We start from the raw sequence: 26,327 nt of genomic DNA, 5'->3' as shown, positions 1-26,327 counted from the left end.
GTCGACTGTTATACCGCTTTCGCGAGCAAGCCCGCTCCCACATTCAAGCCGAGGTCAGATCAGAGACCGTAGCTCATCAGACGCTCGTAGCGACGGGCCAGCAGCGCGTCGTTGTCGAACTTCTTCAGCATCGCCAGTTGCGAGCTCAGCTCGGCGCGGATCGATGCGGCTGCAGCGGCCGGGTCACGGTGCGCGCCACCCAATGGCTCGCCAATCACCTTGTCGACGATACCCAGGCCTTTGAGGCGCTCGGCGGTGATGCCCATCGCTTCTGCGGCATCCGGTGCTTTCTCGGCGGTTTTCCACAGAATCGAAGCGCAACCTTCCGGCGAAATCACCGCGTAGGTCGAGTATTGCAGCATGTTCAACTGGTCGCAGACACCGATCGCCAGTGCACCACCGGAACCACCCTCACCGATCACGGTGGCGATGATTGGGGTTTTCAGGCGCGCCATCACCCGCAGGTTCCAGGCAATCGCTTCGCTCTGGTTGCGCTCTTCAGCGTCGATGCCAGGGTAAGCGCCCGGGGTATCGATGAAGGTCAGGATCGGCATTTTGAAACGTTCGGCCATTTCCATCAGGCGGCAAGCCTTGCGGTAGCCTTCCGGACGCGGCATGCCGAAGTTGCGGCGAACCTTCTCGCGCACTTCACGGCCTTTCTGGTGACCGATAACCATCACCGGCTTGTCATCCAGACGGGCAATACCGCCAACGATCGCAGCGTCGTCGGAGAAGTGACGGTCACCGTGCAGTTCGTCGAATTCGGTGAAGATGTGTTCGATGTAGTCCAGGGTATACGGACGTTTCGGGTGACGCGCCAGACGTGCGATCTGCCAGCTGGTCAGCTTGCCGAAGATGTCTTCGGTCAGCGTTTTGCTCTTGTCCTGCAGGCGGGAGATCTCATCGCCGATATTCAGCGAATTGTCATTACCGACCAAGCGCAACTCTTCGATCTTGGCTTGCAGGTCGGCGATCGGCTGTTCGAAATCTAGAAAATTCGGGTTCATAGGCGTCCGTCTTGGGTCGAGTCCCAAGTGATCTTGGGCCGGCCGGTTGTCTATTCGCGCCCTACCTTAAGGGACAGGCGCGCTGAGGTCGAGATTAAAAATTCAGGTCAAGGTCAGGGCAATCTGATAGCACTGACCGTCAACGGTATTGGAGGAAGACGTTGTCTCGCCCGAACTGGTCACGCAGGGCTTGAATCAACGCATCCGCCGGATCGATCCGCCAGCCTTCGCCGAACTGCAACAACGCCTTCGCATCAGGGCTGGTGTAGTCCATGGTGATCGGGCATGCACCGCGGTGACGCTTCAACAGTTCGCCCAACCAGCGTAGCTGATCGCCCTTGAGGTCCCTGGCATGCAGCTTCAGGCGCAAGCTTTCGGCCAGATTGGTGCGCGCATCTTCCATGCTCATCACCCGCTTGACCCGCAACTTCAGGCCACCGGAGAAGTCGTCGTTGCTGACCTCACCTTCGACCACCACCATCGCGTCGGTCTGCAACAGTGATTGCGCAGCATGGAACGCTTCGGAAAACAGCGAGGCCTCGATCCGCCCGGAGCGGTCGTCGAGGGTGATGAACCCCATCTTGTCGCCCTTTTTGTTCTTCATCACCCGCAAGGCGATGATCATCCCGGCGACTGTCTGGGTATCACGTGCAGGTTTCAGATCGATGATGCGTTGACGGGCGAAGCGACGGATTTCACCTTCGTATTCGTCGATCGGGTGACCGGTCAGGTACAGGCCGAGGGTATCTTTCTCCCCTTTCAGGCGTTCCTTGAGGGTCAGTTCCTTGGCCTTGCGGTGATTGGCATAGACGTCGGCGTCTTCTTCGACAAACAGGCCGCCAAACAGGTCGGAGTGACCACTGTCCTGGGTGCGCGCGGTCTGTTCGGCCGCCTTGATCGCTTCTTCCATGGCCGTCAGCAGCACCGCGCGATTGCGGTCGATGTTGGCCTGGTAGGCTTTCTGCTCATCGTGGAAATACGGCCCGAGGCGATCCAGGGCACCGCTGCGGATCAATCCGTCGAGGGTGCGCTTGTTGATGCGTTTGAGGTCGACCCGCGCGCAGAAATCGAACAGATCCTTGAACGGACCGGCCAGACGCGCTTCGGTAATCGCCTCGACCGGCCCCTCACCCACGCCCTTGATTGCACCCAGGCCGTAGATGATCCGGCCTTCGTCGTTCACCGTGAACTTGAATTCGGAAGTGTTCACGTCCGGCGCGTCGAGACGCAGCTTCATGGTCCGCACTTCTTCGATCAAGGTCACGACCTTGTCGGTGTTGTGCATATCCGCCGACAGTACCGCGGCCATGAACGGCGCCGGGTAGTGGGCCTTCAGCCACGCGGTCTGGTACGACACCAGGCCATAGGCAGCGGAGTGGGATTTGTTGAAGCCGTAACCGGCGAATTTTTCTACCAGGTCGAAAATGTTACCGGCAAGGTCCGCGTCGATATTGTTGGTGGCGCAACCTTCAATGAAGCCACCGCGCTGCTTGGCCATTTCCTCGGGCTTTTTCTTGCCCATGGCTCGACGCAGCATGTCTGCACCACCGAGGGTGTAACCGGCCATGACCTGGGCAATCTGCATCACCTGTTCCTGATACAGGATGATGCCGTAAGTCGGTGCCAGTACTGGCTTGAGGCCTTCGTACTGGTAATCCGAGTGCGGGTACGCGAGTTCCGCGCGACCGTGCTTACGGTTGATGAAGTCGTCCACCATGCCCGATTGCAGCGGGCCCGGACGGAACAGCGCCACCAGTGCGATCAAGTCTTCCAGGCAGTCGGGCTTGAGCTTTTTGATCAGCTCTTTCATGCCCCGGGATTCAAGCTGGAACACGGCCGTGGTTTCGGCCTTTTGCAGCAAGGTGTAGGTCGGCTTGTCGTCCAGCGGGATGAACGCGATGTCCAGCGGCGGCTCGTTGACCTTGGCGCGGTCGCGGTTGATGGTTTTCAGCGCCCAGTCGATGATCGTCAGGGTCCGCAGGCCGAGGAAGTCGAACTTCACCAGGCCGGCCGCCTCGACGTCGTCCTTGTCGAACTGGGTTACCAGACCGTCGCCGGCCTCGTCGCAATAAATCGGCGAGAAGTCGGTCAGCTTGGTTGGCGCGATAACCACACCACCGGCGTGCTTGCCGACGTTACGTACAACGCCTTCGAGCTTGCGGGCCATTTCCCAGATTTCCGCGGCTTCTTCATCGACCTTGATGAAGTCGCGCAGGATCTCTTCCTGCTCGTAGGCCTTTTCCAGGGTCATGCCGACTTCGAACGGAATCATCTTCGACAGACGGTCCGCCAGGCCATAGGACTTGCCCTGCACCCGCGCCACGTCGCGGACCACAGCCTTGGCGGCCATGGAACCGAAGGTGATGATCTGGCTTACCGCGTTGCGGCCGTACTTCTCGGCCACATAGTCGATCACCCGGTCACGACCGTCCATGCAGAAGTCGACGTCGAAGTCGGGCATCGATACCCGTTCCGGGTTGAGGAAACGTTCGAACAGCAGGTCGTATTCCAGCGGGTCAAGGTCGGTGATCTTCTGCACATAGGCCACCAGCGATCCCGCACCCGATCCACGGCCAGGACCTACCGGCACGCCGTTGTTCTTGGCCCACTGGATAAAGTCCATCACGATCAGGAAGTAACCGGGGAAGCCCATCTGGATGATGATATCCAGCTCGAAATTCAGCCGGTCGACATAGACCTGACGCTTGGCCTCGTAGTCTTCGGTGGTGTCTTTGGGCAGCAGTACCGACAGCCGCTCCTCCAGACCTTCGAACGAGACCTTGCGGAAGTATTCGTCGATGGTCATGCCATCGGGGATCGGGAAGTTGGGCAGGAAGTGCGTACCCAGCTTCACTTCGATGTTGCAGCGCTTGGCGATCTCGACGGTGTTTTCCAGCGCCTCGGGAATGTCGCTGAACAGCTCGGCCATTTCCCCGGCGCTTTTGAGGTACTGCTGATCGCTGTAATTCTTCGAACGCCGCGGATCGTCGAGGGCACGGCCCTCACCGATGCAAACGCGGGTTTCGTGGGCGGCGAAGTCTTCCTGCTTGATGAAGCGCACGTCATTGGTCGCCACCAGCGGCGCGCCGAGCTTCTCGGCCAGGGCCACGGCGCCGTGCAGTTGCTCTTCATCGTTGGGGCGGTTGGTGCGCTGGATTTCCAGGTAGAAACGATCCGGAAACACTTCCATCCATTCGCGGGCCAGGGTTTCGGCCTCGGCGGGGTTGCCGCTGAGCATGGCCTGGCCAATCTCGCCTTCCTTGGCCGCCGACAACATGATCAAGCCAGCGTTGGCTTCGGCGACCCATTCGCGCTCGATGATGATCGCGCCATTGCGCTGACCATCGATAAAGCCGCGGGAAATCAGCTCGGTGAGGTTGCGATAACCTTCGGCGTTCATCACCAGCAGGCTGATCCGGCTCAGCGGGTTGTCCGGATCCTTGTTCGACAGCCACAGGTCGGCACCGCAGATCGGCTTGATCCCGGCACCCATGGCGTTTTTATAGAATTTGACCAGGGAACACATGTTGTTCTGGTCGGTGACCGCTACGGCAGGCATGTTCATGCCGACCAGGGTCTTGACCAGCGGCTTGATCCGCACCAGACCGTCGACCAGGGAGTATTCAGTGTGCAGGCGTAGGTGAACGAATGAAGCCGGCATAGTGATCCTGTCTGTGAACTTGAAAACAACAAGGCCCGGATTGTACCGGGCCCTGCTAAAAAAAATCAGCCTCGCGACTAACTCTCGATGAGACCTTCCCGCGCCTCATACGCCAGCCGCACCGGGGCAAACGAACGCCGGTGAATCGGGGTCGGGCCAAGACGGGTGAGCGCTTCCAGATGAACGGGTGTCGGGTAGCCTTTATGCCCGCCGATGCCGTAACCCGGATAAATCAGTTCGAACGCGGCCATTTCCCGATCACGGCTGACTTTGGCCAGAATCGAAGCCGCCGCGATGGCCGGCACCTTGCTGTCGCCCTTGACCACCGCCTCGGAACGCATCGGCAGCTTAGGGCAACGGTTGCCGTCGATCATCGCCAGTTTCGGTTGAATGTGCAGCCCCGCGACCGCACGCTGCATGGCCAACATGGTGGCGTGCAGGATATTCAGTTCGTCGATTTCTTCGACTTCGGCACGAGCGATGCACCAGCTCAGGGCTTTTTCGCAGATTTCGTCGTAGAGCTTTTCGCGGCGGGCCTCAGTGAGTTTCTTCGAGTCGTTCAGGCCGAGGATCGGGCGGTTCGGATCAAGAATCACCGCCGCCGTCACTACTGCACCACAGAGTGGGCCGCGACCGACTTCATCGACTCCGGCAACCAGTTCTTCGACTTCCGCCACCAAGGTGAAATCCAGCCCCATCTGCATGTTCGTTTTACTCATTTCACTTGGCCGATCAGGTTCAGCACTGCATCAGCAGCCTGGTTGGAGGCATCCAGACGCAGGGTCCGGTGAATCTCATCGAAACCGCGGGTCTGCTCTTCCCCACCCTCGATCAATGGTGACAACGTCTTGGCCAGCGCTTCGACCGTGGCATCGTCCTGCAACAACTCGGGCACCAACAGACGCTGGGCCAACAAATTCGGCAACGAAATGTAAGGGCTTTTCACCATGCGCTTGAGAATCCAGAACGTCAGCGGCGCCAGGCGATAGGCGACCACCATCGGCCGCTTGTACAGCAATGCTTCAAGCGTTGCTGTGCCGGAAGCAATCAACACCGCATCGCACGCTGCCAGGGCGAGATGAGACTGTCCATCGAGCAGGGTCAGCGGCAAATCTCGACCGGCCAAAAGCTCTTCGAGCTGTGCCCGACGCTGTGGGCTGGCGCATGGCATGACAAACCGCACCCCCGGGCGCAACGCCCGCAGGCGCTGCGCGGTATCGAGAAACAACGCACCGAGCCGGCCAACTTCACCACCCCGGCTGCCGGGCATCAACGCCACCAGCGGCCCGTCGGGCAAACCGAGTTCGGCCCGTGCAGCAGCGCGATCGGCTTCGAGTGGAATGGCATCGGCCAGGGTATGGCCGACGAACCGCACCGGCACGCCTTTCTCTTCGTAGAATCTGGCTTCGAACGGGAACAGCGTGAGCATCAGGTCGCAGCCTTCGCGAATCTTCAGCACGCGTTTCTGCCGCCAGGCCCAGACCGACGGGCTGACGTAGTGCACGGTCTTGATCCCGGCCTGGCGCAGCTTGAGTTCGATATTGAGGTTGAAGTCGGGTGCATCGATACCGATGAACACGTCCGGCTTCGCGGCGATCAGGTCGGCGACCAGCTTTTTGCGCCGCGCCAGCAACTCGCGCAGGCGACCCAGGACTTCCACCAGCCCCATCACCGACAGACGCTCCATCGGGAAGTACGTGGTCAGGCCCTCGGCCTGCATCAGCGGACCGCCAACACCGATGAATTCGACGGCTGGGTGACGAGCCTTGAGCGCGCGCATGAGGCCTGCACCCAGAATGTCACCGGAAGCCTCACCCGCTACCAGCGCAATACACAGATTGGCCATGATTAGCGGGTAATGCCGCGAGTCGAAGACTGGATGGAGTCACGGAACACCGCCACTTCCGGATACTGGGCCGACGGCTCTGCCAGCTCGGCGAGCGCCTGCTCCACGGTCAGGCCCTGGCGGTACACCACCTTGTAGGCACGACGCAGTGCGTGGATTGCATCTTCGCTGAAACCCCGACGGCGCATGCCCTCGAAGTTCATGCTGCGGGCTTCGGCCGGGTTGCCGAACACCGTGACATACGCAGGAACATCCTTGCCGATCGCCGTCCCCATGCCTGAGAAGCTGTGGGCGCCAATGTGGCAATACTGATGAACCAGGGTGAAGCCGGAGAGGATCGCCCAGTCTTCCACGTGCACATGGCCCGCCAATGCGGTGTTGTTCACCAGGATGCAGTGGTTGCCGATTACGCTGTCGTGGCCGATGTGGGCATACGCCATGATCAGGTTGTGGTCGCCCAGGGTCGTTTCCGAACGGTCCTGGATGGTGCCACGGTGAATCGTCACGCCTTCACGGATGACGTTGTGATCACCAATCACCAGGCGGGTTTCCTCGCCCTTGTACTTCAGGTCAGGTGTGTCTTCACCCACCGAGGAAAACTGGTAGATGCGATTGTGCTTACCGATTCGGGTCGGGCCCTTGAGGATTACGTGTGGCCCGATGACTGTCCCCTCGCCGATTTCCACACCTGCGCCGACGATCGACCACGGGCCGACCTCGACGCCCTCAGCCAGAACGGCTGTCGGATCGATGATTGCACGAGGGTCAATCAAACTCATAGCTTGCGTTCCGCACAGATGATTTCAGCGGAGCAGACAGGCTTGCCATCGACCGAAGCCTGGCATTCGAACTTCCAGATCTGACGCTTGCAGCTGATGAACTTGGCTTCAAGGATCAGTTGATCGCCTGGCAGAACCGGCTGGCGGAAGCGCAGCTTGTCGGAGCCGACGAAGTAATAAAGAGTGCCGTCGGCCGGTTTCACGTCGAGCATTTTGAAACCAAGGATCCCGGCAGCCTGAGCCATGGCCTCGATGATCAATACGCCCGGCATGATTGGATGCGCAGGGAAGTGACCATTGAAGAACGGCTCGTTGATGCTGACATTCTTGTAGGCGCGAATGCGCTTGCCTTCAACATCCAGCTCCACTACCCGGTCCACCAGCAGGAACGGGTAACGGTGAGGCAGGTATTCGCGAATCTCGTTGATGTCCATCATTTCGGGGGGAAGCCTATGTAAAGATTGGGAGCGCGCGACTGACGCACGTTCCGCTAGCAAATCAAGGAGGCAGTCTAGCGGCTGTGCACACTTGATATGGAAATGGTATCAGCCATCTGATGAAGCATTACCGTCAGGGGTCACTTCCCCTACTTGCTTTTCCAGCTGACGCAGACGCCGCGCGATGTCATCTAGCTGACGAATGCGTGCCGCGCTTTTGCGCCACTCGGCTGCCGGCTGCATGGCCGTACCGGAAGAATAGGCGCCTGGCTCGGTAATCGAGTGGGTCACCATGGTCATCCCGGTGAGGAAAACGTTGTCGCAAATTTCAATATGGCCCACCAGGCCTACACCACCGGCGAGCATGCAATGCTTGCCGATTTTGGTGCTGCCGGAGATCCCGACGCACGCCGCCATGGCGGTGTGATCACCGACCTGAACGTTGTGGGCAATCTGAATCTGGTTATCGAGTTTCACGCCATTGCCAATGATGGTATCGGCCAACGCGCCGCGGTCTATAGCGGTGTTCACGCCAATTTCCACATCATCGCCGATCAGCACACCACCAATCTGGGCAATTTTCTGCCAGATGCCTTTTTCATTGGCAAAACCGAAGCCTTCGCCGCCGAGCACTGCACCGGACTGAATGACAACCCGCTTGCCGACGCGAACGTCGTGATACAAGGTCACACGCGGCGCGAGCCAGCCACCCTCACCCACCACGCTGCGAGCGCCGATGAAGCAATGCGCGCCGACAGTCGTACCGGCTGCAACCTGCGCACCACTTTCGATCACCACAAACGCACCGATACTCGCCGCAGGATCGACCACTGCATCCGCGGCGATCACCGCCGTTGGATGTATGCCGGCGGCGGCCTTGGGCTTTGGATCGAACAGGTGGGAAACACGTGCGTAGGCCGCGTAAGGATCCGGCACCACCAGCACATCCCCGGAATGACCTTCGGCGTCAGCGGCTTTCAGCAACAGGGCTGCCGCCTGACTGCCTGCCAGGTATTTACGGTATTGGGGGTTTGCAAGAAAGCTCAACTGAGCTGGGCCAGCCTCCTGCAAGGTGGCTAGCCCAGTAATTGCTTTCTCGGGGTCGCCACGTAGCGTGGCGCCGAGGAACTCGGCCAGCTGGCCGAGCTTAATGGTCACGGTCATGGATTACTTCAGCTGATTCATGCGCTCGATAACCTGGCGAGTGATGTCGTACTGAGGCTTGACATCAATCACTGCGCCACGCTCGAAGACCAGGTCATAAGCACCTTTCTTGATGACTTCTTCCACAGCGCTGTCCAGTTTCGGCTTGAGCTGCTTCAGCATTTCACGGTCGGCAACGGCTTTGGCTTCGTTCAGTTCCTTGGACTGGAACTGGAAGTCACGGGCCTTTTGCTTGAATTCAAGCTCCAGACGCTCGCGCTCGCCTTGCTGCATTTTGTCGCCACCGGCCATCAGGCGGTCCTGAATACCCTTGGCGCTGCTTTCCAGCGTCTTGAGCTTGGTCAGCTGAGGGCCGAACTTCTTCTCGGCATCCACGGCGTACTTCTTGGCCGCGTCAGACTCCAACAGAGCCATCTGATAGTTCAGAACGGCAATTTTCATGTCGGCAAATGCCGGACCAGCGACCAGTACGCTGGCCAGGAGAACCAATTGAGTCAACTTACGCACGATGCACTCCTACAAAATTCATTGTCGTTATCTTGGGTCAGACGCTTAGAACGTCTGGCCGAGGGAAAATTGGAACACTTGAGTCTCAGCGTTATCCGGTTTCTTGACCGGCATGGCCAACGCGAAGCTCAGAGGACCCAGCGCAGTTACCCACGTCACACCTACCCCCACGGAACTGGCCAGGTTGCTGAGGCTGACATCGTTACACTGCGTATTGGACTTCGACGCAGGGTTGGTGTTGGTCGTCTGCTGGCACTTGGAGTCGAATACGTTACCCACATCCCAGAAAACCGAGGTACGCAGGGATCGCTGATCCTTGACGAACGGCATCGGGAACAGAACCTCTGCACCACCTTGAATCAGGACGTTACCACCGAACGGCAGTGGATCCTGATCCGGGTCAGCAAGAGTGCCCGGGTTGCCAGTACTGCCTGCGCCACGGCTCGGAGTACTGCGCGGCCCCAATGTACTGTCCTTGAAGCCACGAACCGAGTTGAAACCACCAGCATAGTAGTTTTCATAGAATGGCAAGCCGTCGGTCGAACCATAACCGTCGCCATAACCCAATTCAGTGTGCAGGCGCATGGTGTAGTTTTCAGACAGTGGCTGGAACAACTGGCCACGGTAATCGAGTTTGAAGAACGACAGGTCGCTACCCGGTACGGTGGCTTCCGCCGTCAAGCTTTGAGAATGGCCACGGGTCGCCAATACGCCTTTGTTCAGGGTGGATTCGGACCAGCCGGCCGAAGCCTTGAAGTTCAGGTACTGATCGCCTTCACGGTTAACGAAGTCGAAAATCTCGTCGACGGTGTATTGACCGGTCTTGATCTTGTCCTGTTGCGCAGTCAGGCCGAAGGTCAGGCGTGAAGTCTCGCTGATCGGGTAACCGACGCTCACGCCAGCACCCATGCTGTCAACGGCATAGCTCGCCACATCGACGTCGAGGTCGTTGTAGTCGGTGGTGCGGTAGAAGGCGTTGTAACCCAGGCTCACGCCATCGGCGGTCCAGTAGGGGTCGACAAAACCGAAGTTGTAACGCGTCTGGTATTGGCTTTTGGTCAAGCCGATGCTGACCTTGTTACCGGTACCCAGGAAGTTGTTCTGGGTGATCGAACCACCGAGGATCAGGCCGGCGCTCTGGGCGAAACCGACGCTGGCGGTGATCGAACCGGAGGCTTGTTCTTCAACGCTGTAGTTGACATCGACCTGGTCATCGACACCCGGCACCGCCGGTGTCTCGACGTTGACTTCCTTGAAGAAGCCCAGACGCTCCAGACGGGTCTTGGATTGGTCGATCAGGTAGGTCGAAGCCCAGCCGCCTTCCATCTGACGCATCTCACGGCGCAGCACTTCGTCCTCGGACTTGGTGTTGCCACGGAAGTTGATGCGGTTCACGTAAGCACGCTTGCCCGGATCGACCGCGAACAGGATGTCTACGGTGTGATCTTCATCGTGCGGTTGAGGCACGCCGTTGACGTTGGCGAAGGTATAACCTTCGTTACCCAGACGACGGGTGATCAGTTCGGAGGTGGTGGTCATCAGCTTGCGCGAGAACACCTGGCCTTTTTGCACCAGCAGCAGGGACTTGACCTGGTCTTCAGGGACTTTCAGGTCGCCGCTGAGCTTGACGTCACGAACGGTGTATTTCTCGCCCTCGTTGACGTTGACGGTGATGTAGACGTGTTTCTTGTCCGGCGTAATGGAAACCTGGGTCGAAGCGATATCCATGTTGATATAGCCACGGTCCAGGTAGTAGGAACGCAGGCGCTCCAGGTCACCGGAGAGTTTTTCACGGGCGTACTTGTCGTCGTTCTTGAAGAACGACAACCAGTTGGTGGTCTTGAGTTCGAACAGGTCGATCAGGTCTTCATCGGGGAAAACCGTGTTGCCCACCACGTTGATGTGCTGGATGGCTGCAACGGTACCTTCGTTGATATTGACCTTCAGGCCAACCCGGTTACGCGGCTGCGGCACCACTTCGGTATCGACGGTGGCCGAGTAGCGACCCTGGGCGACGTACTGGCGCTGCAGTTCGTTACGTACACCTTCAAGGGTGGCACGCTGGAAGATCTCGCCTTCGGCCAGACCGGATTGCTTGAGGCCTTTCATCAGGTCTTCGGTAGAGATCGCCTTGTTGCCTTCGATCTCGATACTGGCGACAGACGGACGTTCGACTACAGTGATGACCAGGACGTTGCCATCGCGGCCCAGCTGGATATCTTGAAAGAAACCGGTTTTGAACAACGCACGAGTGGATTCCACCAGGCGTCGATCATCCGCCTGTTCACCGACGTTCAACGGCAAAGCACCAAAGACGCTACCCGCGGAGACCCGCTGGAGGCCATTGACGCGAATATCAGAGATAGTGAAGGACTCGGCGTGAACTTCGGCGATCATCAATACGGTGAGAACCGCAGTTAGCAGCAGACGTTTCATGAAGTCCTTTCTTATTCCAACTGGCAATAAACAAACTGCCGCAAAATGCGGCAGATTCGCAATTCAGCGACGTTACAGACGACCCAGATCATTGACCAGAGCAAGCAACATCACTCCGATCACCAAACTGATACCGATCTGTATCCCCCAACCTTGCACCCGATCCGACAAGGGGCGACCACGCGCCCACTCGATCAGATAAAACAACAAATGCCCCCCATCCAGCACAGGAATGGGCAGCAAATTCAGAACCCCCAGGCTAATACTCAGATAAGCAAGGAAATTCAGGAAATCAGCAACACCCGACTGGGCCGAAGCGCCCGCCACTTTAGCAATGGTTATCGGTCCACTCAAGTTTTTTACCGAGAGCTCACCGAACAACATTTTCTTCAGTGAATCGAGGGTCAGCACGCTCATGGTCCAGGTGCGTCGGGCACCCTCGCCAATCGCTGCCAATGGCCCATAACTGACCTCGCGGATCATTTCCGGTGGCCAATCGACAGCCTTCACCCCTGCCCCCAGGTAACCGCTGGGTGACTTGCTCTCGCCGCGAGCGGCCAGCGTCACCGGGACGTCGATTTGAGCACCGTCACGCTCGACCCGCAGCATGATTTTGGTATCAGGATGCATACGCACGGTATCGACGACCTGCTGCCAGTCATCCAGCGTATGACCATCGAGCGCCAGTAACCGGTCGCCGGTCTTCAGGCCGGCAGCCTGAGCTGGCCCCTTTGGATCGATTTCGGCCAGCACAGGCGGCAACGCCGGACGCCACGGGCGAATCCCCAACGAACGGATAGGGTCAGGCTCGTTAGCCCCTTTGAGCCATTTGTCCAGCGCAAGTTCTCGAGGAGAATCGGTCGTGGAGCCTTGTTCGCGAACCATTACCTGCAACGAGCCGCTTTCGCCCAGACGACGAACCAGTTGCAGATTCACCTCCGCCCAGCCGGAAGTCGCTTCGCCATCAATGGCCACGATCTCCTCACCCGGGTTCAAACCCGCCTTGGCCGCAATACTGCCAGACTCCACAGCCCCGATGACCGGACGCACCTGCTCGCTGCCGAGCATTGCCAATCCCCAGAAAAAAAACAGTGCCAGCAGGAAGTTGGCAATCGGCCCCGCCGCTACGATGGCAATGCGCTGACGAACGGATTTGCGATTGAAGGCTTGATCAAGCTTATCGAGCGGCACTTCACCTTCGCGCTCGTCGAGCATTTTCACGTAGCCACCCAACGGGATGGCAGCAACGACAAATTCGGTGCCTTGCCTGTCGTGCCAGCGCAGCAACGGCATGCCGAAGCCAACGGAGAAGCGCAGTACCTTGACCCCACAGCGACGTGCGACCCAAAAATGGCCGAACTCGTGGAAGGTAACCAGCACACCCAGTGCGACCAGGGTGCCGACAATCATATAGAGCGCGCTCATCTACTTTCTCCGCAAACCTGTCCGCTGCTGCCTGGGTCAACTATCCGCAGCATTTACCGCCCGTGCCGGCTCAACCATTGTCCGGCCAGCAATCGCGCCTTTGCGTCTGCCGTGAACACTGCATCGAGATCGTCCACTGCCACTACGGGCTCAAGATTCAGTACTTCCTCGATGATACTCGCGATTTCCGGATATCGAACCCGCTCGTCGAGAAATGCCGCCACTGCCACTTCATTCGCCGCATTAAGCATCGCCGGTGCGCTGTTACCCGCCTCGGCCGCCTGACGGGCCAGGCGCAGGCAAGGGAAACGCTCTTCATCGGGCGCCTCGAAGTCCAGCCGTGCAATGGCAAACAGATCCAGAGGCGCCACACCCGAGTCGATCCGCTCCGGCCAGGCCAGGGCATTGGCGATGGGCGTGCGCATGTCCGGATTACCCAGCTGCGCGAGGACAGAACCATCGACATAGTCGACCAACGAATGGATCACACTTTGCGGGTGAATCACCACCTCGACCTGCGCCGGCCTGGCATCGAACAGCCAGCAGGCTTCGATCAACTCAAGCCCCTTGTTCATCATGCTGGCCGAGTCAACGGAGATTTTTCGCCCCATGGACCAGTTCGGATGCGCGCACGCCTGATCAGGTGAAACATGCGCCAGTTCAGCCATTGGCGTCTGCCGGAACGGACCTCCGGAAGCCGTGAGCAAGATCCGACGCACACCGACCGCCTCAAGGCCACGGGCATAATCGAGCGGCATGCACTGGAAAATCGCGTTGTGCTCGCTATCGATCGGCAGCAACACCGACCCACTTTTGCGCACCGCCTGCATGAACAGTGCGCCGGACATGACCAACGCTTCCTTGTTGGCCAGGAGGATCTTTTTGCCAGCCTCGACTGCCGCCAGTGTCGGGCGCAACCCCGCTGCACCGACGATGGCCGCCATGACCGTATCGACTTCCGGATCGGAAGCGACCTGACACAAACCCTCCTCACCCACCAGAACACGGGTCGAAAGACCCGCCGCGCGCAAATCATCCTGCAAGGTGCGGGCAGCAGCGACCTCAGGCACGACAGCGAACCGCGGGACATGGCGCACGCAGAGCGCCAGCAACTCACTCAAGCGAGTGAAGCCACTCAATGCAAAGACCTGATAACGATCAGGATGGCGAGCGATGACGTCGAGCGTACTCAAGCCAATCGAGCCGGTCGCACCCAGAACGGTAATCTGTTGCGGGCGGCTCATGGTGCCGCCATCCACAACAGTACGGCGAACACCGGAATCGCTGCCGTCAGGCTGTCGATACGATCCAGCACGCCACCGTGACCCGGAAGCAGGCTGCTGCTGTCCTTGATCCCGGACTGGCGCTTGAACATGCTTTCAGTGAGATCGCCCACCACCGAAATGAACACGATCAGCGCGGCACCGATCAGCCCTTTGAACAGTTCGGCCACCGTCCAGTCGCGCACCAGGCCAACGAATGTGGTAATGACCAGACTCAGCGCCAGCCCACCGTACACGCCTTCCCAGCTTTTGCCCGGACTGACCTGCGGTGCGAGCTTGCGCTTGCCGAAAGCACGACCGGAGAAGTAGGCACCAATATCGGCACCCCAGACCAACACCATCACCGCCAGGATCAGCAAGTTACCCAGCGGGTATTGCTTGATCTGCACCAGACCTTGCCACGCAGGCAGGAGAATCAACAGGCCGATCACCAGCCTGGTCGCCGCGTTGGACCAATGCTCGCTCGAACGCGGATAGGTCAGCACCAGATACGTCGCCACCGCCCACCACAATACCGAAGCACCCAACACCCAAGGCGCGAGGCCGGGCAGGATGTACATGAGGAACAGCATCAAAGCGACCACGGCGGCATAGCCAACGCGGAACGCTTGACCGGCGAAACCCGCCAGTCGAGCCCATTCCCAGGCACCAAGGGTTACGACCAGCCCGATGAACAGTGCAAAACCGGAACCTTCAAGCAGGAAAAACCCGCACAGGGCAATCGGCAGCAGGATCAGCGCGGTGATGATTCGTTGTTTAAGCATTAAACCCGGGCTCCAGCCTCGACCTGCTCGCTCGTTTTACCGAAGCGGCGCTGGCGGGAAGCGAAATCAGCCAGCGCATTGCGCATGGCATCGTGTTTGAAGTCCGGCCAGAACAGGTCGGAGAAATACAACTCGGCATAGGCCAGCTGCCAGAGCAGGAAGTTGCTGATGCGGTGCTCGCCACCGGTACGGATACACAGGTCCGGCAGCGGCAGGTCACCCGTGACCAGGCAGGTCTGCAGCAGATCAGGCGTGATGTCTTCCGGACGCAAGTGTCCGGCCTGAACCTCTCGCGCCAGTCGTTGCGCAGCTTGTGCGATATCCCACTGACCGCCGTAATTGGCGGCGATCTGCAGGATAAAACGATTGGCGCCAACGGTCATGGCTTCAGCTTCGCGCATGGCAGCCTGCAGCTCGGGATGAAAGCGCGAGCGGTCACCAATGATGCGCAGGCTGATGTTGTTGTCGTTGAGGCGCTTGGCCTCACGACGTAGCGCCTTGAAGAACAGATCCATCAAGGCGCTGACCTCATCGGCCGGACGCTGCCAGTTCTCGCTGGAAAAGGCGAACAGGGTCAGCACTTCGACCTTGGCCTCGGCGCAGACTTCAATGACCGCACGTACCGCATCCACACCCGCTTTATGCCCGGCGACACCCGGCATAAAGCGCTTTTTCGCCCAGCGATTGTTACCATCCATGATGATCGCGACATGGCGCGGCACCGCGGACGGTGCAGTCTGCTTAGTCTTTTCCATGAAAACGCGACCCTTATACGGCCATCAGGTCTTTTTCTTTCTCTGCCAGCTTCGCGTCGATTTCAGCCACGAACTTCTTGGTCAGATCGTCGATCTCGCCAGTGGCGCGACGCTCTTCGTCTTCACTGATCTCTTTTTCCTTGACCAGATCTTTCAACGAGCTGTTGGCATCGCGACGGATGTTGCGCACGGCAACACGAGCGTCTTCTGCCACGTCACGGGCCTGCTTGGTGAAACCACGGCGGGTTTCTTCGGTCAGGGCCGGCATGCTGATCAACAGCAGCTCGCCGAGGTTGGTCGGGTTCAAGTTCAGACCCGCACTGCCGATAGCCTTGTCGACTGCGCCGAGCATGTTGCGCTCGAAGGCAACGACTTGCAGGGTACGGGCGTCCTTGACGGTGATGTTGGCCACTTGCTTGATCGGGGTGTCAGCGCCGTAGTACGGCACCATCACGCCTTCCAGGATGCTCGGGTGCGCCTGGCCGGTACGAATGCGGCCGAAGTTGTGCGACAGGGACTCCACAGACTTCTGCATGCGCTCTTTAGCGTCTTTCTTGATTTCGTTGATCATTGTTCGCCTTCCTCGATCAGGGTTCCTTCAGCGCCGCCATGCACGATGTTCAGCAGGGCGCCGGGCTTGTTCATGTTAAATACGCGTAGCGGCATTTTATGGTCGCGGCACAGGCAAATGGCCGTCAGATCCATCACACCCAGCTTGCGATCCAGCACTTCATCGTAGGTCAGATGATCGAACTTCTCGGCATGCGGGTCTTTGAACGGGTCAGCGGTGTAGACGCCATCGACCTTGGTCGCCTTGAGCACGACATCGGCATCGATTTCGATTGCACGCAGGCAGGCAGCCGAATCCGTCGTAAAGAACGGGTTGCCGGTACCGGCCGCGAAAATCACCACGTCCTTGGAGTTCAAGTGGCGCATGGCCTTGCGGCGATCATAGTGATCGGTCACGCCAACCATGGAAATAGCGGACATCACGATGGCCGAGATGTTGGCGCGCTCAAGGGCGTCGCGCATGGCCAGGGCATTCATCACAGTGGCCAGCATGCCCATGTGGTCGCCCGTGACCCGGTCCATGCCAGCCTTGCTCAGCGCTTCACCGCGGAACAGGTTGCCACCACCGATAACCAGACCGACCTGAACACCGATGCCGACCAGCTGGCCAACTTCCAATGCCATGCGATCCAGAACTTTCGGGTCGATCCCGAACTCCTCCGAGCCCATCAGGGCCTCGCCGCTAAGCTTGAGTAGAATGCGTTTATAGCGAGCCTGATAACCACTGCCCTGCTGAGCCATTGCGAATCTCTCCTGCGGCGTATTTTAAAAATTCTTTGCGAGCTGTTTACAGCTGGCTGTTCAATCTAGCTTGGCGCTGCTTCAGCGCCATCGGAACATGGCTTTGTAAGCCAGTTCCAAAAGGAAACCAATTAAAAATTGGTGCCCCATCTGAAAAGAGGCTGCGCGCGTGAGCGGGCAGCCTCTTCTGGGCGACAGTTAAAAACCGTCTTATTGCTTGGCGGCAGCCAGCTGGGCAGCAACTTCTTCTGCGAAGTTGTCCACTGGCTTCTCGATGCCTTCGCCGACTTTGAAGTAGGTGAAGGAAACGATTTCAGCGCCGGCTTTCTTGGCCAGGGCACCCACGGTGAGTTCCGGGTTCATCACGAAAGCTTGCTCAACCAGGCTGGCTTCAGCCAGGAACTTGGTGATACGGCCGGCAATCATCTTCTCGACGATTTCAGCAGGCTTGCCTTTCATCTTGTCTTCGTTCAGCTGCAGGAATACAGCTTTCTCGCGCTCGATGGCTTCGGCAGAAACCTGCGATGGCAGCAGGAACTCAGGGTTGCTGGCTGCTACGTGCATGGCGATTTCTTTGGCCAGTTGGACGTCGCCGCCCTTCAGGACAACAGCAACGCCGATCTTGTTACCGTGCAGGTAGGTACCAACGACGTCACCTTCAACGCGAACCAGGCGACGGATGTTGACGTTTTCGCCAACTTTGGCCACCAGGGCTTCACGAGCCGATTCACGAGAAGCGATCAGCGGAGCTGCGTCAGTCAGCTTCTCGGCGAAGGCTTGCTCAACGCTTTCAGCTACGAAGTTTTTGAAGTCGTCTTGCAGGGCCAGGAAGTCGGTCTGCGAGTTCACTTCCAGCAGTACGGCGGACTTGTCGTCGGCCTTGATGGCGATTGCGCCTTCAGCGGCAACGTTGCCGGCTTTCTTGGCAGCCTTGATGGCGCCCGAAGCACGCATGTCATCAATGGCTTTCTCGATGTCGCCGCCAGCCTTGGTCAAGGCCTTTTTGCAGTCCATCATGCCTTCGCCGGTACGCTCGCGCAGTTCTTTGACCAACGCTGCAGTAATCTCTGCCATTTCAAAATCCTCTTGGATAGGTTTTCAACCATTCCACCCGATCGAACGGGCGATCAATTCTTCCCGAACCACCCTTGTTAGCTGCCGCACGTTACAGATAGAGCAGTGGGCGCCGACAAATGGTTTTCGAGGTGGCAAAAAGGGGGCCAAGCCCCCTTTTTGCTTACTGAGTCAACGCCAAGGCGTCAATTACTCAGCTGCTGCTACCGGAGCTTCGTCAACGAATACTTCGGTGCCGCCGGCAACGTTGTTGCGACCGCGGATTACAGCGTCAGCCATCGAACCCATGTACAGCTGGATAGCGCGGATTGCGTCATCGTTGCCTGGGATGATGTAGTCAACGCCTTCCGGGCTGCTGTTGGTATCGACTACGCCGATAACCGGGATGCCCAGCTTGTTGGCTTCGGTGATCGCGATGCGCTCGTGATCAACGTCGATAACGAACAGAGCGTCTGGCAGACCGCCCATGTCCTTGATACCACCCAGGGAACGATCCAGCTTTTCCAGGTCACGAGTGCGCATCAGCGCTTCTTTCTTGGTCAGCTTGGCGAAAGTACCGTCTTCGGCTTGAACTTCAAGGTCACGCAGACGCTTGATGGAAGCACGGATGGTTTTGAAGTTGGTCAGCATGCCGCCCAACCAGCGGTGATCGACGTACGGCGAACCGCAACGTGCTGCTTCTTCAGCAACGATCTTGCCAGCGGAACGCTTGGTGCCGACGAACAGAATCTTGTTTTTGCCCTGGGCCAGACGCTCTACGAAAGTCAGAGCTTCGTTGAACATTGGCAGGGTTTTTTCAAGGTTGATGATGTGGATCTTGTTACGCGCGCCGAAAATGTACTTGCCCATTTTCGGGTTCCAGTAACGGGTCTGGTGACCGAAGTGCACACCGGCCTTCAGCATATCGCGCATGTTGACTTGGGACATGATAGTTCCTTAATAAGTCGGGTTTGGCCTCCACGTATCCCAATGACCAACCAGCAGCATCAGCTGAAGGCACCCAGGTCATCGTGTCGACACGTGTGTGGATTTAGGCTTTTCGGGACATCCCCGGAAAGCGGCGCATTTTATACCACAAGGCAGGGCAAAACGGAACCCGGATTCTGAAATCCTGGCGGGCACTTTGCTCCACCCCTTGGAATCCGCCAAGAATGCACCATTCTATAAAGAGAAGCGATGCACACAGGCGCAGATTTGCGCTGATCGTCTGGTAGAATCGCATTTTTCAGGGCTGCGAAGATCGATCGCGCAATGCCCTTTTCGTTTGGAAAGCGCCATCGAGCGCAGAGAGAGCCTGTATGACCGTCACCCTCAAAACCCCCGAGGATATCGCCAAGATGCGTATCGCCGGCAAACTGGCCGCCGATGTGCTGGAAATGATTGCCGAATATGTCAAGCCGGGCGTTACCACCGATCAACTGAACCAGATCTGTCACGACTATATCGTCAATGAGCAGAAAGCCATCCCTGCCCCGCTCAACTACAAGGGCTATCCAAAGTCGATCTGCACGTCGATCAACCATGTGGTCTGCCACGGCATCCCGAACGACAAGCCGTTGAAGGATGGCGACACCCTGAACATCGACGTCACCGTCATCAAGGACGGCTACCACGGCGATACCAGCCGCATGTTCCATGTCGGCAACGTGCCGGTCTGGGCCGAGCGCCTGTCCCAGGTGACCCAGGAATGCATGTACAAGGCGATTGAAATCGTCAAGCCTGGCTGCCGCCTGGGCGACATCGGCGAAATCATCCAGAAGCACGCTGAAAAGAACGGTTTCTCGGTGGTTCGCGAATTCTGCGGTCACGGCATCGGCAAGGTGTTCCACGAAGAGCCGCAGATCCTGCACTACGGCCGCGCTGGCACCGGCATGGAACTCAAGGCCGGCATGACCTTCACCATCGAGCCGATGATCAACCAGGGCAAGGCCGACACCAAGGTACTGGGCGACGGCTGGACCGCGATCACCAAGGACCGCAAGCTCTCGGCACAGTGGGAACACACCCTGCTGGTGACCGAAACCGGTTACGAGATCTTCACCCTGCGCAGCGATGACACCATCCCTCGCGTTTCGGCCTGATCCCGTTACCGTACATCGCCTATAGAAAGGAAAGCCAATCGATGCCGCAGGTGGATCCCGAACTCTTCGATCGCGGCCAGTTCCAAGCTGAACTGGCCCTGAAGGCAAGCCCGATCGCGGCCTTCAAGAAGGCGATCCGCCAGGCCCGCGAGGTGCTCGACGAGCGTTTTCGCAGCGGCCGGGACATTCGCCGGCTGATTGAGGATCGCGCCTGGTTTGTCGATAACATCCTGCAAAAGGCGTGGAACCAGTTCAGCTTGAGTTCCGAAGCCGGCATTGCACTGGTCGCGGTCGGTGGCTACGGCCGCGGCGAATTGCACCCTTATTCCGATATCGACTTGCTGATCCTGCTGGACAGCGCCGACCACGAAGTTTTCCGCGATTCCATAGAGCGTTTTCTGACGCTGTTGTGGGACATCGGCCTGGAGGTCGGCCAGAGCGTTCGCTCGGTCGACGAGTGCGCCGTCGAGGCCCGCGCCGACCTGACGGTCGTCACCAACCTGATGGAAAGCCGCACCATCGCCGGCCCCGAGCATTTGCGCCAGCGCATGCTGGACGTCACCAGCACCGCGCACATGTGGCCGAGCAAGGACTTCTTCCTGGCCAAGCGTGCCGAACAAAAGGCCCGCCACCACAAGTACAACGACACCGAATACAACCTGGAACCCAACGTCAAAGGCTCTCCCGGCGGCTTGCGGGATATCCAGACGATTCTCTGGGTGGCCCGTCGCGAGTACGGCACCCTGAACCTGCGGGCACTGGCTGGTGAAGGATTCCTGGTCGAGAGTGAAAACGCCCTGCTCGCCTCTTCCCAGGAGTTCCTGTGGAAGGTTCGTTATGCCCTGCACATGCTCGCCGGTCGTGCCGAAGACCGCCTGCTGTTCGATCACCAGCGCACCATTGCCGGGCTGCTGGGCTTCAAGGGCGACGACGCCAAGCAAGCCGTCGAAAACTTCATGCAGCAGTATTACCGGGTGGTGATGAGCATCGCCCAGCTCAGCGACCTGATCATCCAGCACTTCGAGGAAGTCATCCTCGCACCGGAAGACGAAGCGCCACCACAACCGATCAACTCGCGCTTCCAGTTGCATGACGGCTACATCGAAGCACGCAACGACAACGTCTTCCGCCGCACGCCGTTCGCCATGCTCGAAATATTCGTGCTGATGGCCCAGCAGCCGGAAATCAAGGGCGTGCGCGCCGACACCATTCGTCTGCTGCGGGAAAACCGCCACCTGATCGACGACGACTTCCGCAACGATATTCGCAACACCAGCCTGTTCATCGAGCTGTTCAAGTGCAAGATCGGCATCCACCGCAATCTGCGGCGGATGAACCGTTACGGCATCCTTGGGCGTTACCTGCCCGAATTCGGCTTTATCGTCGGACAAATGCAACATGACCTGTTCCACATCTATACGGTCGATGCCCACACCCTGAACCTGATCAAGCACCTGCGTAAGTTGCAGTACACCAAGGTGTCGGAAAAATTCCCGCTGGCCAGCAAGCTCATGGGCAAGCTGCCCAAGCCAGAGCTGATTTACATGGCCGGCCTGTACCACGACATCGGCAAGGGCCGGCATGGCGATCACTCGGACATCGGCGCCGTGGATGCCGAGGCCTTTTGCCAGCGCCATCAACTGCCCACATGGGACAGCCGCCTGATCGTGTGGCTGGTGCAAAACCACCTTGTGATGTCGACAACTGCCCAGCGCAAGGACCTGTCCGACCCGCAGGTGATCCACGATTTCGCACAGATCGTCGGCGACGAAACCCGCCTCGACTACCTGTATGTGCTGACCGTCGCCGACATCAACGCCACCAACCCGACGCTGTGGAACTCCTGGCGCGCCAGCCTGCTGCGCCAGCTCTACACCGAGACCAAGCGCGCGCTGCGTCGTGGCCTGGAGAACCCGGTGGATCGCGAAGAGCAGATCCGCCAGACCCAAAGCGCGGCCCTGGATATCCTGGTGCGCGGCGGCACCGACCCGGACGATGTCGAGCAACTGTGGGCGCAATTGGGTGACGACTATTTCCTGCGTCACACCGCCGGCGATGTGGCCTGGCACAGCGACGCGATCCTCCAGCAACCGGCCGACGGCGGGCCACTGGTACTGATCAAGGAAACCACCCAGCGCGAGTTCGAAGGCGGAACACAGATCTTCATCTACGCCCCCGACCAGCACGACTTCTTTGCCGTGACCGTGGCTGCGATGGACCAGCTCAACCTGAACATTCACGACGCCCGGGTCATCACCTCCAGCAGCCAGTTCACCCTCGACACCTATATCGTGCTCGACACCGACGGCGACTCGATTGGCGATAACCCGGCACGGATCAAGCAAATCCGCGACGGCCTGACCGAAGCCCTGCGCAACCCGGACGACTACCCGACCATCATCCAGCGCCGGGTGCCCCGTCAGCTCAAGCATTTCGCCTTTGCGCCACAAGTGACGATCCACAACGACGCCCAGCGCCAGGTGACGGTGCTGGAACTCACGGCGCCTGACCGCCCGGGCCTGCTGGCGCGGATTGGGACGATTTTCCTGGAGTTCGATCTGTCACTGCAAAATGCCAAGATCGCCACCCTCGGCGAGCGCGTGGAAGACGTGTTCTTCATCACCGACGCCAACAATCTGCCGTTGTCCGACCCGCTGCTGTGTAGCCGCCTGCAGGATGCGATCGTCGAACAACTGAGCGTCAACCAGGAACCGGATATCAAACTGTCGCGCATCAGCATCTGAATCAACAACGGCCCGCCCTTATGTAGGGGCGAGCCTGCTCGCGATGAACTCAAATACACCGCGTTATCCTGGCAAGAACGCGTTATCGTTGACGACCATCGCGAGCAAGCTCGCTCCTACAGGGACCAGCGCCGCTCCAACACCGAACGAGATTTATCGATGAACAACGCTCTGACCCAGCTGCAGCCCTACCCGTTCGAGAAACTCCGCGCCCTGCTCGGCAGTGTCACGCCCAATCCGGACAAACGCCCTATCGCCCTGTCCATCGGCGAGCCGAAACACCGTTCGCCAAGCTTCGTCGCCGAAGCCCTGGCCAGCAACCTGGATCAGATGGCGGTGTACCCGACCACCCTCGGCATTCCGGCCCTGCGTGAAGCCATCGCGGCATGGTGCGAGCGGCGCTTCGATGTCCCCAAAGGCTGGATCGACCCGGCGCGCAACGTGCTGCCGGTCAACGGCACCCGCGAAGCGCTGTTCGCCTTTACCCAGACCGTGGTCAACCGTGGCGATGACGCTCTGGTGGTCAGCCCGAACCCGTTCTACCAGATCTACGAAGGCGCGGCGTTCCTCGCCGGCGCCAAGCCGCACTATCTGCCGTGCCTGGACGAAAACGGTTTCAACCCGGATTTCGATGCCGTGTCGCCGGACATCTGGAAACGCTGCCAGATCCTGTTCCTGTGCTCGCCAGGCAACCCAACCGGTGCATTGATTCCGGTGGAAACCCTGAAAAAGCTGATCGCACTGGCCGACGAGTACGACTTCGTGATCGCCGCCGATGAGTGCTATAGCGAACTCTACTTCGACGAGCAAACCCCGCCACCAGGCCTGCTCAGCGCCTGCGCGGAGCTGGGCCGCAAGGACTTCAAGCGCTGCGTGGTGTTCCACAGCCTGTCCAAGCGTTCGAACCTGCCAGGCCTGCGTTCGGGTTTTGTCGCCGGTGACGCCGACATCCTCAAGGGCTTCCTGCTCTATCGCACCTACCACGGCTGCGCGATGCCGGTTCAGACGCAACTGGCCAGTGTTGCCGCGTGGAACGACGAAGTGCATGTGCGCGCCAACCGTGCGTTGTACCGAGAGAAGTTCGATGCAGTACTGGAGATCCTCAGCCCGGTGCTGGACGTGCAGCGTCCGGATGGCAGCTTCTACCTGTGGCCGAATGTGGCCGGTGACGACGCAGCGTTCTGCCGCGATCTGTTCGAACAGGAGCATGTGACCGTGGTGCCGGGCTCTTACCTCTCGCGTGATGTCGATGGCGTCAATCCGGGGGCCGGGCGTGTGCGGATGGCATTGGTTGCGCCGTTGGCGGAGTGCGTTGAAGCCGCCGAGCGGATTCGCGATTTCATCCAGCGCCGCAAATAACCCCCCGTCCGGTGACGGCCAGGTTTACTTCACCTGGCCCAGCTTGGCCTCACTCAAATCAAGCTCACCCAGCACTTCACGCAACACGTCATCACCTATCTGGTGCTGACGACTGAGGCTATACAACTCCAGGCGCTGCGCCCGCAGCGCCTTCAAGCGCAAACGCCGCTCCAGCAAGTCCATCTTAAAGGCCAGGGCCTGGGCTTCAGCGGAATCGTTGAACACCTCCAGCTGATGCCTGTACTCCGACATGATCCGCGCCTTGAGTTCGGCGGCCAGCGCGGATTGGGCGGCGTCCTGTGGGTTGGCCTCTTCTGCCTCGAGCGCATGAATGGCCGCTTCGGCGGTCTTGCGCCAGGCGTCGCGCACTTCATTGCGGCGTTTGTCGTCCGGGCTTTTCTCGATACCACGCAGCAGCAACGGCAAGGCAATGCACGCGGCAATCAACGACAACAAAATCACCCCGGCGGCAATGAATATCAGCAGGTCGCGTTCGGGAAAGGCGCTGCCCCCCATGAGCATCGGTACCGACATCACACCGGCCAAGGTCACGGCGCCACGCACGCCTGCGACAGTCAGCAGCCAGCATGAACGCGCGCTCGGCACCCGTGTTATTTCATCCTTGCCGCGCCAGCGCCGCACAAAAATGGACAGACGCCAGATGCTTTGTACCCAGACAAACCGCAACACCAGCAGCACCAGAAAAATCGCCAGAACGTCGAAGCAGCGATAGAGCAGTGTCGGCCACAACGAAGGTTCGTGACTGGCCACAGCCTTGATGATATCCGGCAACTGCAGGCCCAACAGCAGAAAAATCAAGCCATTAAAGGCAAACTCCAGCAATGACCAGACGCTGCGATTGAGCAAGCGGGTGTTGGTCTGGCGCGGCAGCAGATCGAGCCAGCTCTGCATCATCCCCGCCGCCACCGCCGACAGGATGCCCGACACTTCCATGCGCTCGGCCAGCACGTAGGCCGCAAACGGCAGCAGCAACATGAACACCACGTGCGTCGCCGGATCATCCCAGCCGCGCGCGATCATCCACGCCCGCAGGCGGCCGACCAGCCAGCTCAAGGCCACCCCGACGGCCAGACCACCGACGGCGACCAGCATGAATGTCAGGCTGGCATTGGCCAGCGAGAACACACCGGTCACCGCTGCCACCAGCGCAAACTTGAACGTCACCAGGCCCGAGGCATCGTTCATCAGCGCCTCACCCTGCAAGATGTGCATCAAGGGTGTGGGCAGTCTGTTGCGGGAGATGGCCGACACCGCCACCGCATCTGTCGGCGACAGCACGGCCGCCAGGGCAAACGCCACCGGCAACGGCACACCGGGCAGCAGCCAGTGAATGAAATACCCGGCGCCGACCACGGTAAACAGCACCAGCCCCACCGCCAGGGTCAGGATCGGTCCGCGCAGACGCCAGAATTCGCGCTTGGGCATGCGCCAGCCGTCGGAGAACAACAGCGGCGGCAGGAACAGGAACAGGAACAGTTCGGGGTCCAGCACCACATGCAGCCCGAGCGTTGGCCAGGCAAGCAAGGCCCCCGCGGCAATTTGCACCAAAGGCAATGGCAGCGGAATCACCCGTCCAATCAGGCGCGAAACGCCGACCAGCATCAACAGGATCAGGACGGTGTAAGCGGTTTGCATAAAGCGTGGTTCCCGGACAGTCGACAGCATTGAAGTGC

At 59.2% G+C, this 26,327-nt stretch carries 21 protein-coding genes; 3 read left to right on the top strand and 18 right to left on the bottom strand.

Features of this window, described 5'->3' with window-relative positions; translation table 11 throughout:
- Nucleotides 1-59: 59 nt before the first annotated feature.
- The 17 genes from AC06G5_RS05600 to rpsB all read right to left on the bottom strand — a co-directional run bounded on the left by AC06G5_RS05600 (nucleotide 60) and on the right by rpsB (nucleotide 19,376).
- On the bottom strand, nucleotides 60-1,007 hold the full coding sequence (locus AC06G5_RS05600; protein WP_057400875.1) for an acetyl-CoA carboxylase carboxyltransferase subunit alpha: 948 nt from the start codon (nucleotides 1,005-1,007) through the stop codon (nucleotides 60-62).
- Nucleotides 1,008-1,146: 139 nt separating this feature from the next.
- Nucleotides 1,147-4,668 carry a DNA polymerase III subunit alpha gene (gene dnaE / locus AC06G5_RS05595; RefSeq protein ID WP_413426582.1) on the bottom strand — a complete coding sequence of 1,174 codons (3,522 nt, stop codon included), beginning with the start codon at nucleotides 4,666-4,668 and terminating at the stop codon, nucleotides 1,147-1,149.
- Between the two features lie 77 nt (nucleotides 4,669-4,745).
- Nucleotides 4,746-5,372, bottom strand: a complete 627-nt coding sequence (gene rnhB, locus AC06G5_RS05590; RefSeq protein WP_057400877.1) for a ribonuclease HII — start codon at nucleotides 5,370-5,372, stop codon at nucleotides 4,746-4,748.
- 11 nt (nucleotides 5,373-5,383) lie between these two features.
- Nucleotides 5,384-6,514 carry a lipid-A-disaccharide synthase gene (lpxB, locus tag AC06G5_RS05585; protein ID WP_413703490.1) on the bottom strand — a complete coding sequence of 377 codons (1,131 nt, stop codon included), beginning with the start codon at nucleotides 6,512-6,514 and terminating at the stop codon, nucleotides 5,384-5,386.
- 2 nt (nucleotides 6,515-6,516) lie between these two features.
- Nucleotides 6,517-7,293 (bottom strand): acyl-ACP--UDP-N-acetylglucosamine O-acyltransferase, encoded by a 777-nt coding sequence (lpxA, locus tag AC06G5_RS05580; RefSeq protein ID WP_008019545.1) that lies wholly within the window; start codon nucleotides 7,291-7,293, stop codon nucleotides 6,517-6,519.
- On the bottom strand, nucleotides 7,290-7,730 hold the full coding sequence (fabZ, locus tag AC06G5_RS05575) for a 3-hydroxyacyl-ACP dehydratase FabZ (protein WP_007978374.1): 441 nt from the start codon (nucleotides 7,728-7,730) through the stop codon (nucleotides 7,290-7,292). The genes lpxA and fabZ overlap by 4 nt, the downstream gene beginning before the upstream one ends.
- A gap of 108 nt (nucleotides 7,731-7,838) precedes the next feature.
- Entirely contained in the window at nucleotides 7,839-8,894 is a 1,056-nt protein-coding gene (gene lpxD, locus AC06G5_RS05570) for a UDP-3-O-(3-hydroxymyristoyl)glucosamine N-acyltransferase (protein ID WP_413426577.1), read from the bottom strand.
- A 3-nt stretch (nucleotides 8,895-8,897) separates the two neighbouring features.
- Nucleotides 8,898-9,401 (bottom strand): OmpH/Skp family outer membrane protein, encoded by a 504-nt coding sequence (locus AC06G5_RS05565; RefSeq protein ID WP_008000031.1) that lies wholly within the window; start codon nucleotides 9,399-9,401, stop codon nucleotides 8,898-8,900.
- Nucleotides 9,402-9,446: 45 nt separating this feature from the next.
- Nucleotides 9,447-11,837 (bottom strand): outer membrane protein assembly factor BamA, encoded by a 2,391-nt coding sequence (gene bamA, locus AC06G5_RS05560; RefSeq protein ID WP_413426575.1) that lies wholly within the window; start codon nucleotides 11,835-11,837, stop codon nucleotides 9,447-9,449.
- A gap of 72 nt (nucleotides 11,838-11,909) precedes the next feature.
- On the bottom strand, nucleotides 11,910-13,262 hold the full coding sequence (gene rseP / locus AC06G5_RS05555; protein WP_413426573.1) for a sigma E protease regulator RseP: 1,353 nt from the start codon (nucleotides 13,260-13,262) through the stop codon (nucleotides 11,910-11,912).
- 53 nt (nucleotides 13,263-13,315) lie between these two features.
- Nucleotides 13,316-14,506, bottom strand: coding sequence for a 1-deoxy-D-xylulose-5-phosphate reductoisomerase (ispC, locus tag AC06G5_RS05550; protein WP_413426571.1), 1,191 nt, complete (start codon nucleotides 14,504-14,506; stop codon nucleotides 13,316-13,318).
- Nucleotides 14,503-15,309 (bottom strand): phosphatidate cytidylyltransferase, encoded by an 807-nt coding sequence (locus tag AC06G5_RS05545; protein ID WP_413426569.1) that lies wholly within the window; start codon nucleotides 15,307-15,309, stop codon nucleotides 14,503-14,505. The genes ispC and AC06G5_RS05545 overlap by 4 nt, the downstream gene beginning before the upstream one ends.
- Nucleotides 15,309-16,064 carry a polyprenyl diphosphate synthase gene (gene uppS, locus AC06G5_RS05540; RefSeq protein ID WP_413426567.1) on the bottom strand — a complete coding sequence of 252 codons (756 nt, stop codon included), beginning with the start codon at nucleotides 16,062-16,064 and terminating at the stop codon, nucleotides 15,309-15,311. The genes AC06G5_RS05545 and uppS overlap by 1 nt, the downstream gene beginning before the upstream one ends.
- A gap of 13 nt (nucleotides 16,065-16,077) precedes the next feature.
- Nucleotides 16,078-16,635 (bottom strand): ribosome recycling factor, encoded by a 558-nt coding sequence (gene frr / locus AC06G5_RS05535; RefSeq protein WP_008019552.1) that lies wholly within the window; start codon nucleotides 16,633-16,635, stop codon nucleotides 16,078-16,080.
- Complete coding sequence (gene pyrH, locus AC06G5_RS05530; RefSeq protein WP_008000043.1) at nucleotides 16,632-17,375, bottom strand: UMP kinase; 744 nt, start codon at nucleotides 17,373-17,375, stop codon at nucleotides 16,632-16,634. Before pyrH ends, frr begins: the two co-directional genes overlap by 4 nt.
- 210 nt (nucleotides 17,376-17,585) lie before the next feature.
- Nucleotides 17,586-18,449 carry a translation elongation factor Ts gene (gene tsf, locus AC06G5_RS05525; RefSeq protein ID WP_413426564.1) on the bottom strand — a complete coding sequence of 288 codons (864 nt, stop codon included), beginning with the start codon at nucleotides 18,447-18,449 and terminating at the stop codon, nucleotides 17,586-17,588.
- Nucleotides 18,450-18,638: 189 nt separating this feature from the next.
- Complete coding sequence (gene rpsB, locus AC06G5_RS05520) at nucleotides 18,639-19,376, bottom strand: 30S ribosomal protein S2 (protein ID WP_008019554.1); 738 nt, start codon at nucleotides 19,374-19,376, stop codon at nucleotides 18,639-18,641.
- A gap of 371 nt (nucleotides 19,377-19,747) precedes the next feature.
- Here rpsB and map point away from each other — a divergent pair, with 371 nt between their 5' ends.
- The 3 genes from map to dapC all read left to right on the top strand — a co-directional run bounded on the left by map (nucleotide 19,748) and on the right by dapC (nucleotide 24,633).
- Nucleotides 19,748-20,530: a type I methionyl aminopeptidase gene (gene map / locus AC06G5_RS05515; RefSeq protein ID WP_008000050.1), complete on the top strand. Its 783-nt coding sequence runs from the start codon at nucleotides 19,748-19,750 to the stop codon at nucleotides 20,528-20,530.
- 41 nt (nucleotides 20,531-20,571) lie between these two features.
- On the top strand, nucleotides 20,572-23,274 hold the full coding sequence (locus tag AC06G5_RS05510; protein ID WP_413426562.1) for a [protein-PII] uridylyltransferase: 2,703 nt from the start codon (nucleotides 20,572-20,574) through the stop codon (nucleotides 23,272-23,274).
- A gap of 159 nt (nucleotides 23,275-23,433) precedes the next feature.
- A complete protein-coding gene (gene dapC / locus AC06G5_RS05505; RefSeq protein WP_413426560.1) occupies nucleotides 23,434-24,633 on the top strand; it encodes a succinyldiaminopimelate transaminase in 1,200 nt (399 codons plus the stop codon).
- A gap of 24 nt (nucleotides 24,634-24,657) precedes the next feature.
- Here dapC and AC06G5_RS05500 read toward each other — a convergent pair whose 3' ends face one another.
- Nucleotides 24,658-26,289: a Na+/H+ antiporter gene (locus AC06G5_RS05500; protein WP_480459063.1), complete on the bottom strand. Its 1,632-nt coding sequence runs from the start codon at nucleotides 26,287-26,289 to the stop codon at nucleotides 24,658-24,660.
- Between the last annotated feature and the right edge of the window lie 38 nt (nucleotides 26,290-26,327).

It is taken from the genome of Pseudomonas sp. WT-JTC, from assembly GCF_056711565.1.
This window is presented reverse-complemented; position numbering and strand designations above follow the sequence as displayed.

Coding starts and splice junctions, on each gene's coding strand:
- dnaE (WP_413426582.1), bottom strand. CDS start 4,668: ATGCCGGCTTCATTCGTTCACCTACGCCTGCACACTGAATACTCCCTG.
- lpxB (WP_413703490.1), bottom strand. CDS start 6,514: ATGGCCAATCTGTGTATTGCGCTGGTAGCGGGTGAGGCTTCCGGTGAC.
- rnhB (WP_057400877.1), bottom strand. CDS start 5,372: ATGCAGATGGGGCTGGATTTCACCTTGGTGGCGGAAGTCGAAGAACTG.
- pyrH (WP_008000043.1), bottom strand. CDS start 17,375: ATGGCTCAGCAGGGCAGTGGTTATCAGGCTCGCTATAAACGCATTCTA.
- rpsB (WP_008019554.1), bottom strand. CDS start 19,376: ATGTCCCAAGTCAACATGCGCGATATGCTGAAGGCCGGTGTGCACTTC.
- tsf (WP_413426564.1), bottom strand. CDS start 18,449: ATGGCAGAGATTACTGCAGCGTTGGTCAAAGAACTGCGCGAGCGTACC.
- AC06G5_RS05510 (WP_413426562.1), top strand. CDS start 20,572: ATGCCGCAGGTGGATCCCGAACTCTTCGATCGCGGCCAGTTCCAAGCT.
- ispC (WP_413426571.1), bottom strand. CDS start 14,506: ATGAGCCGCCCGCAACAGATTACCGTTCTGGGTGCGACCGGCTCGATT.
- AC06G5_RS05500 (WP_480459063.1), bottom strand. CDS start 26,289: ATGCAAACCGCTTACACCGTCCTGATCCTGTTGATGCTGGTCGGCGTT.
- lpxD (WP_413426577.1), bottom strand. CDS start 8,894: ATGACCGTGACCATTAAGCTCGGCCAGCTGGCCGAGTTCCTCGGCGCC.
- AC06G5_RS05545 (WP_413426569.1), bottom strand. CDS start 15,309: ATGCTTAAACAACGAATCATCACCGCGCTGATCCTGCTGCCGATTGCC.
- rseP (WP_413426573.1), bottom strand. CDS start 13,262: ATGAGCGCGCTCTATATGATTGTCGGCACCCTGGTCGCACTGGGTGTG.
- map (WP_008000050.1), top strand. CDS start 19,748: ATGACCGTCACCCTCAAAACCCCCGAGGATATCGCCAAGATGCGTATC.
- bamA (WP_413426575.1), bottom strand. CDS start 11,837: ATGAAACGTCTGCTGCTAACTGCGGTTCTCACCGTATTGATGATCGCC.
- dapC (WP_413426560.1), top strand. CDS start 23,434: ATGAACAACGCTCTGACCCAGCTGCAGCCCTACCCGTTCGAGAAACTC.
- AC06G5_RS05600 (WP_057400875.1), bottom strand. CDS start 1,007: ATGAACCCGAATTTTCTAGATTTCGAACAGCCGATCGCCGACCTGCAA.
- uppS (WP_413426567.1), bottom strand. CDS start 16,064: ATGGAAAAGACTAAGCAGACTGCACCGTCCGCGGTGCCGCGCCATGTC.
- fabZ (WP_007978374.1), bottom strand. CDS start 7,730: ATGATGGACATCAACGAGATTCGCGAATACCTGCCTCACCGTTACCCG.
- frr (WP_008019552.1), bottom strand. CDS start 16,635: ATGATCAACGAAATCAAGAAAGACGCTAAAGAGCGCATGCAGAAGTCT.
- lpxA (WP_008019545.1), bottom strand. CDS start 7,293: ATGAGTTTGATTGACCCTCGTGCAATCATCGATCCGACAGCCGTTCTG.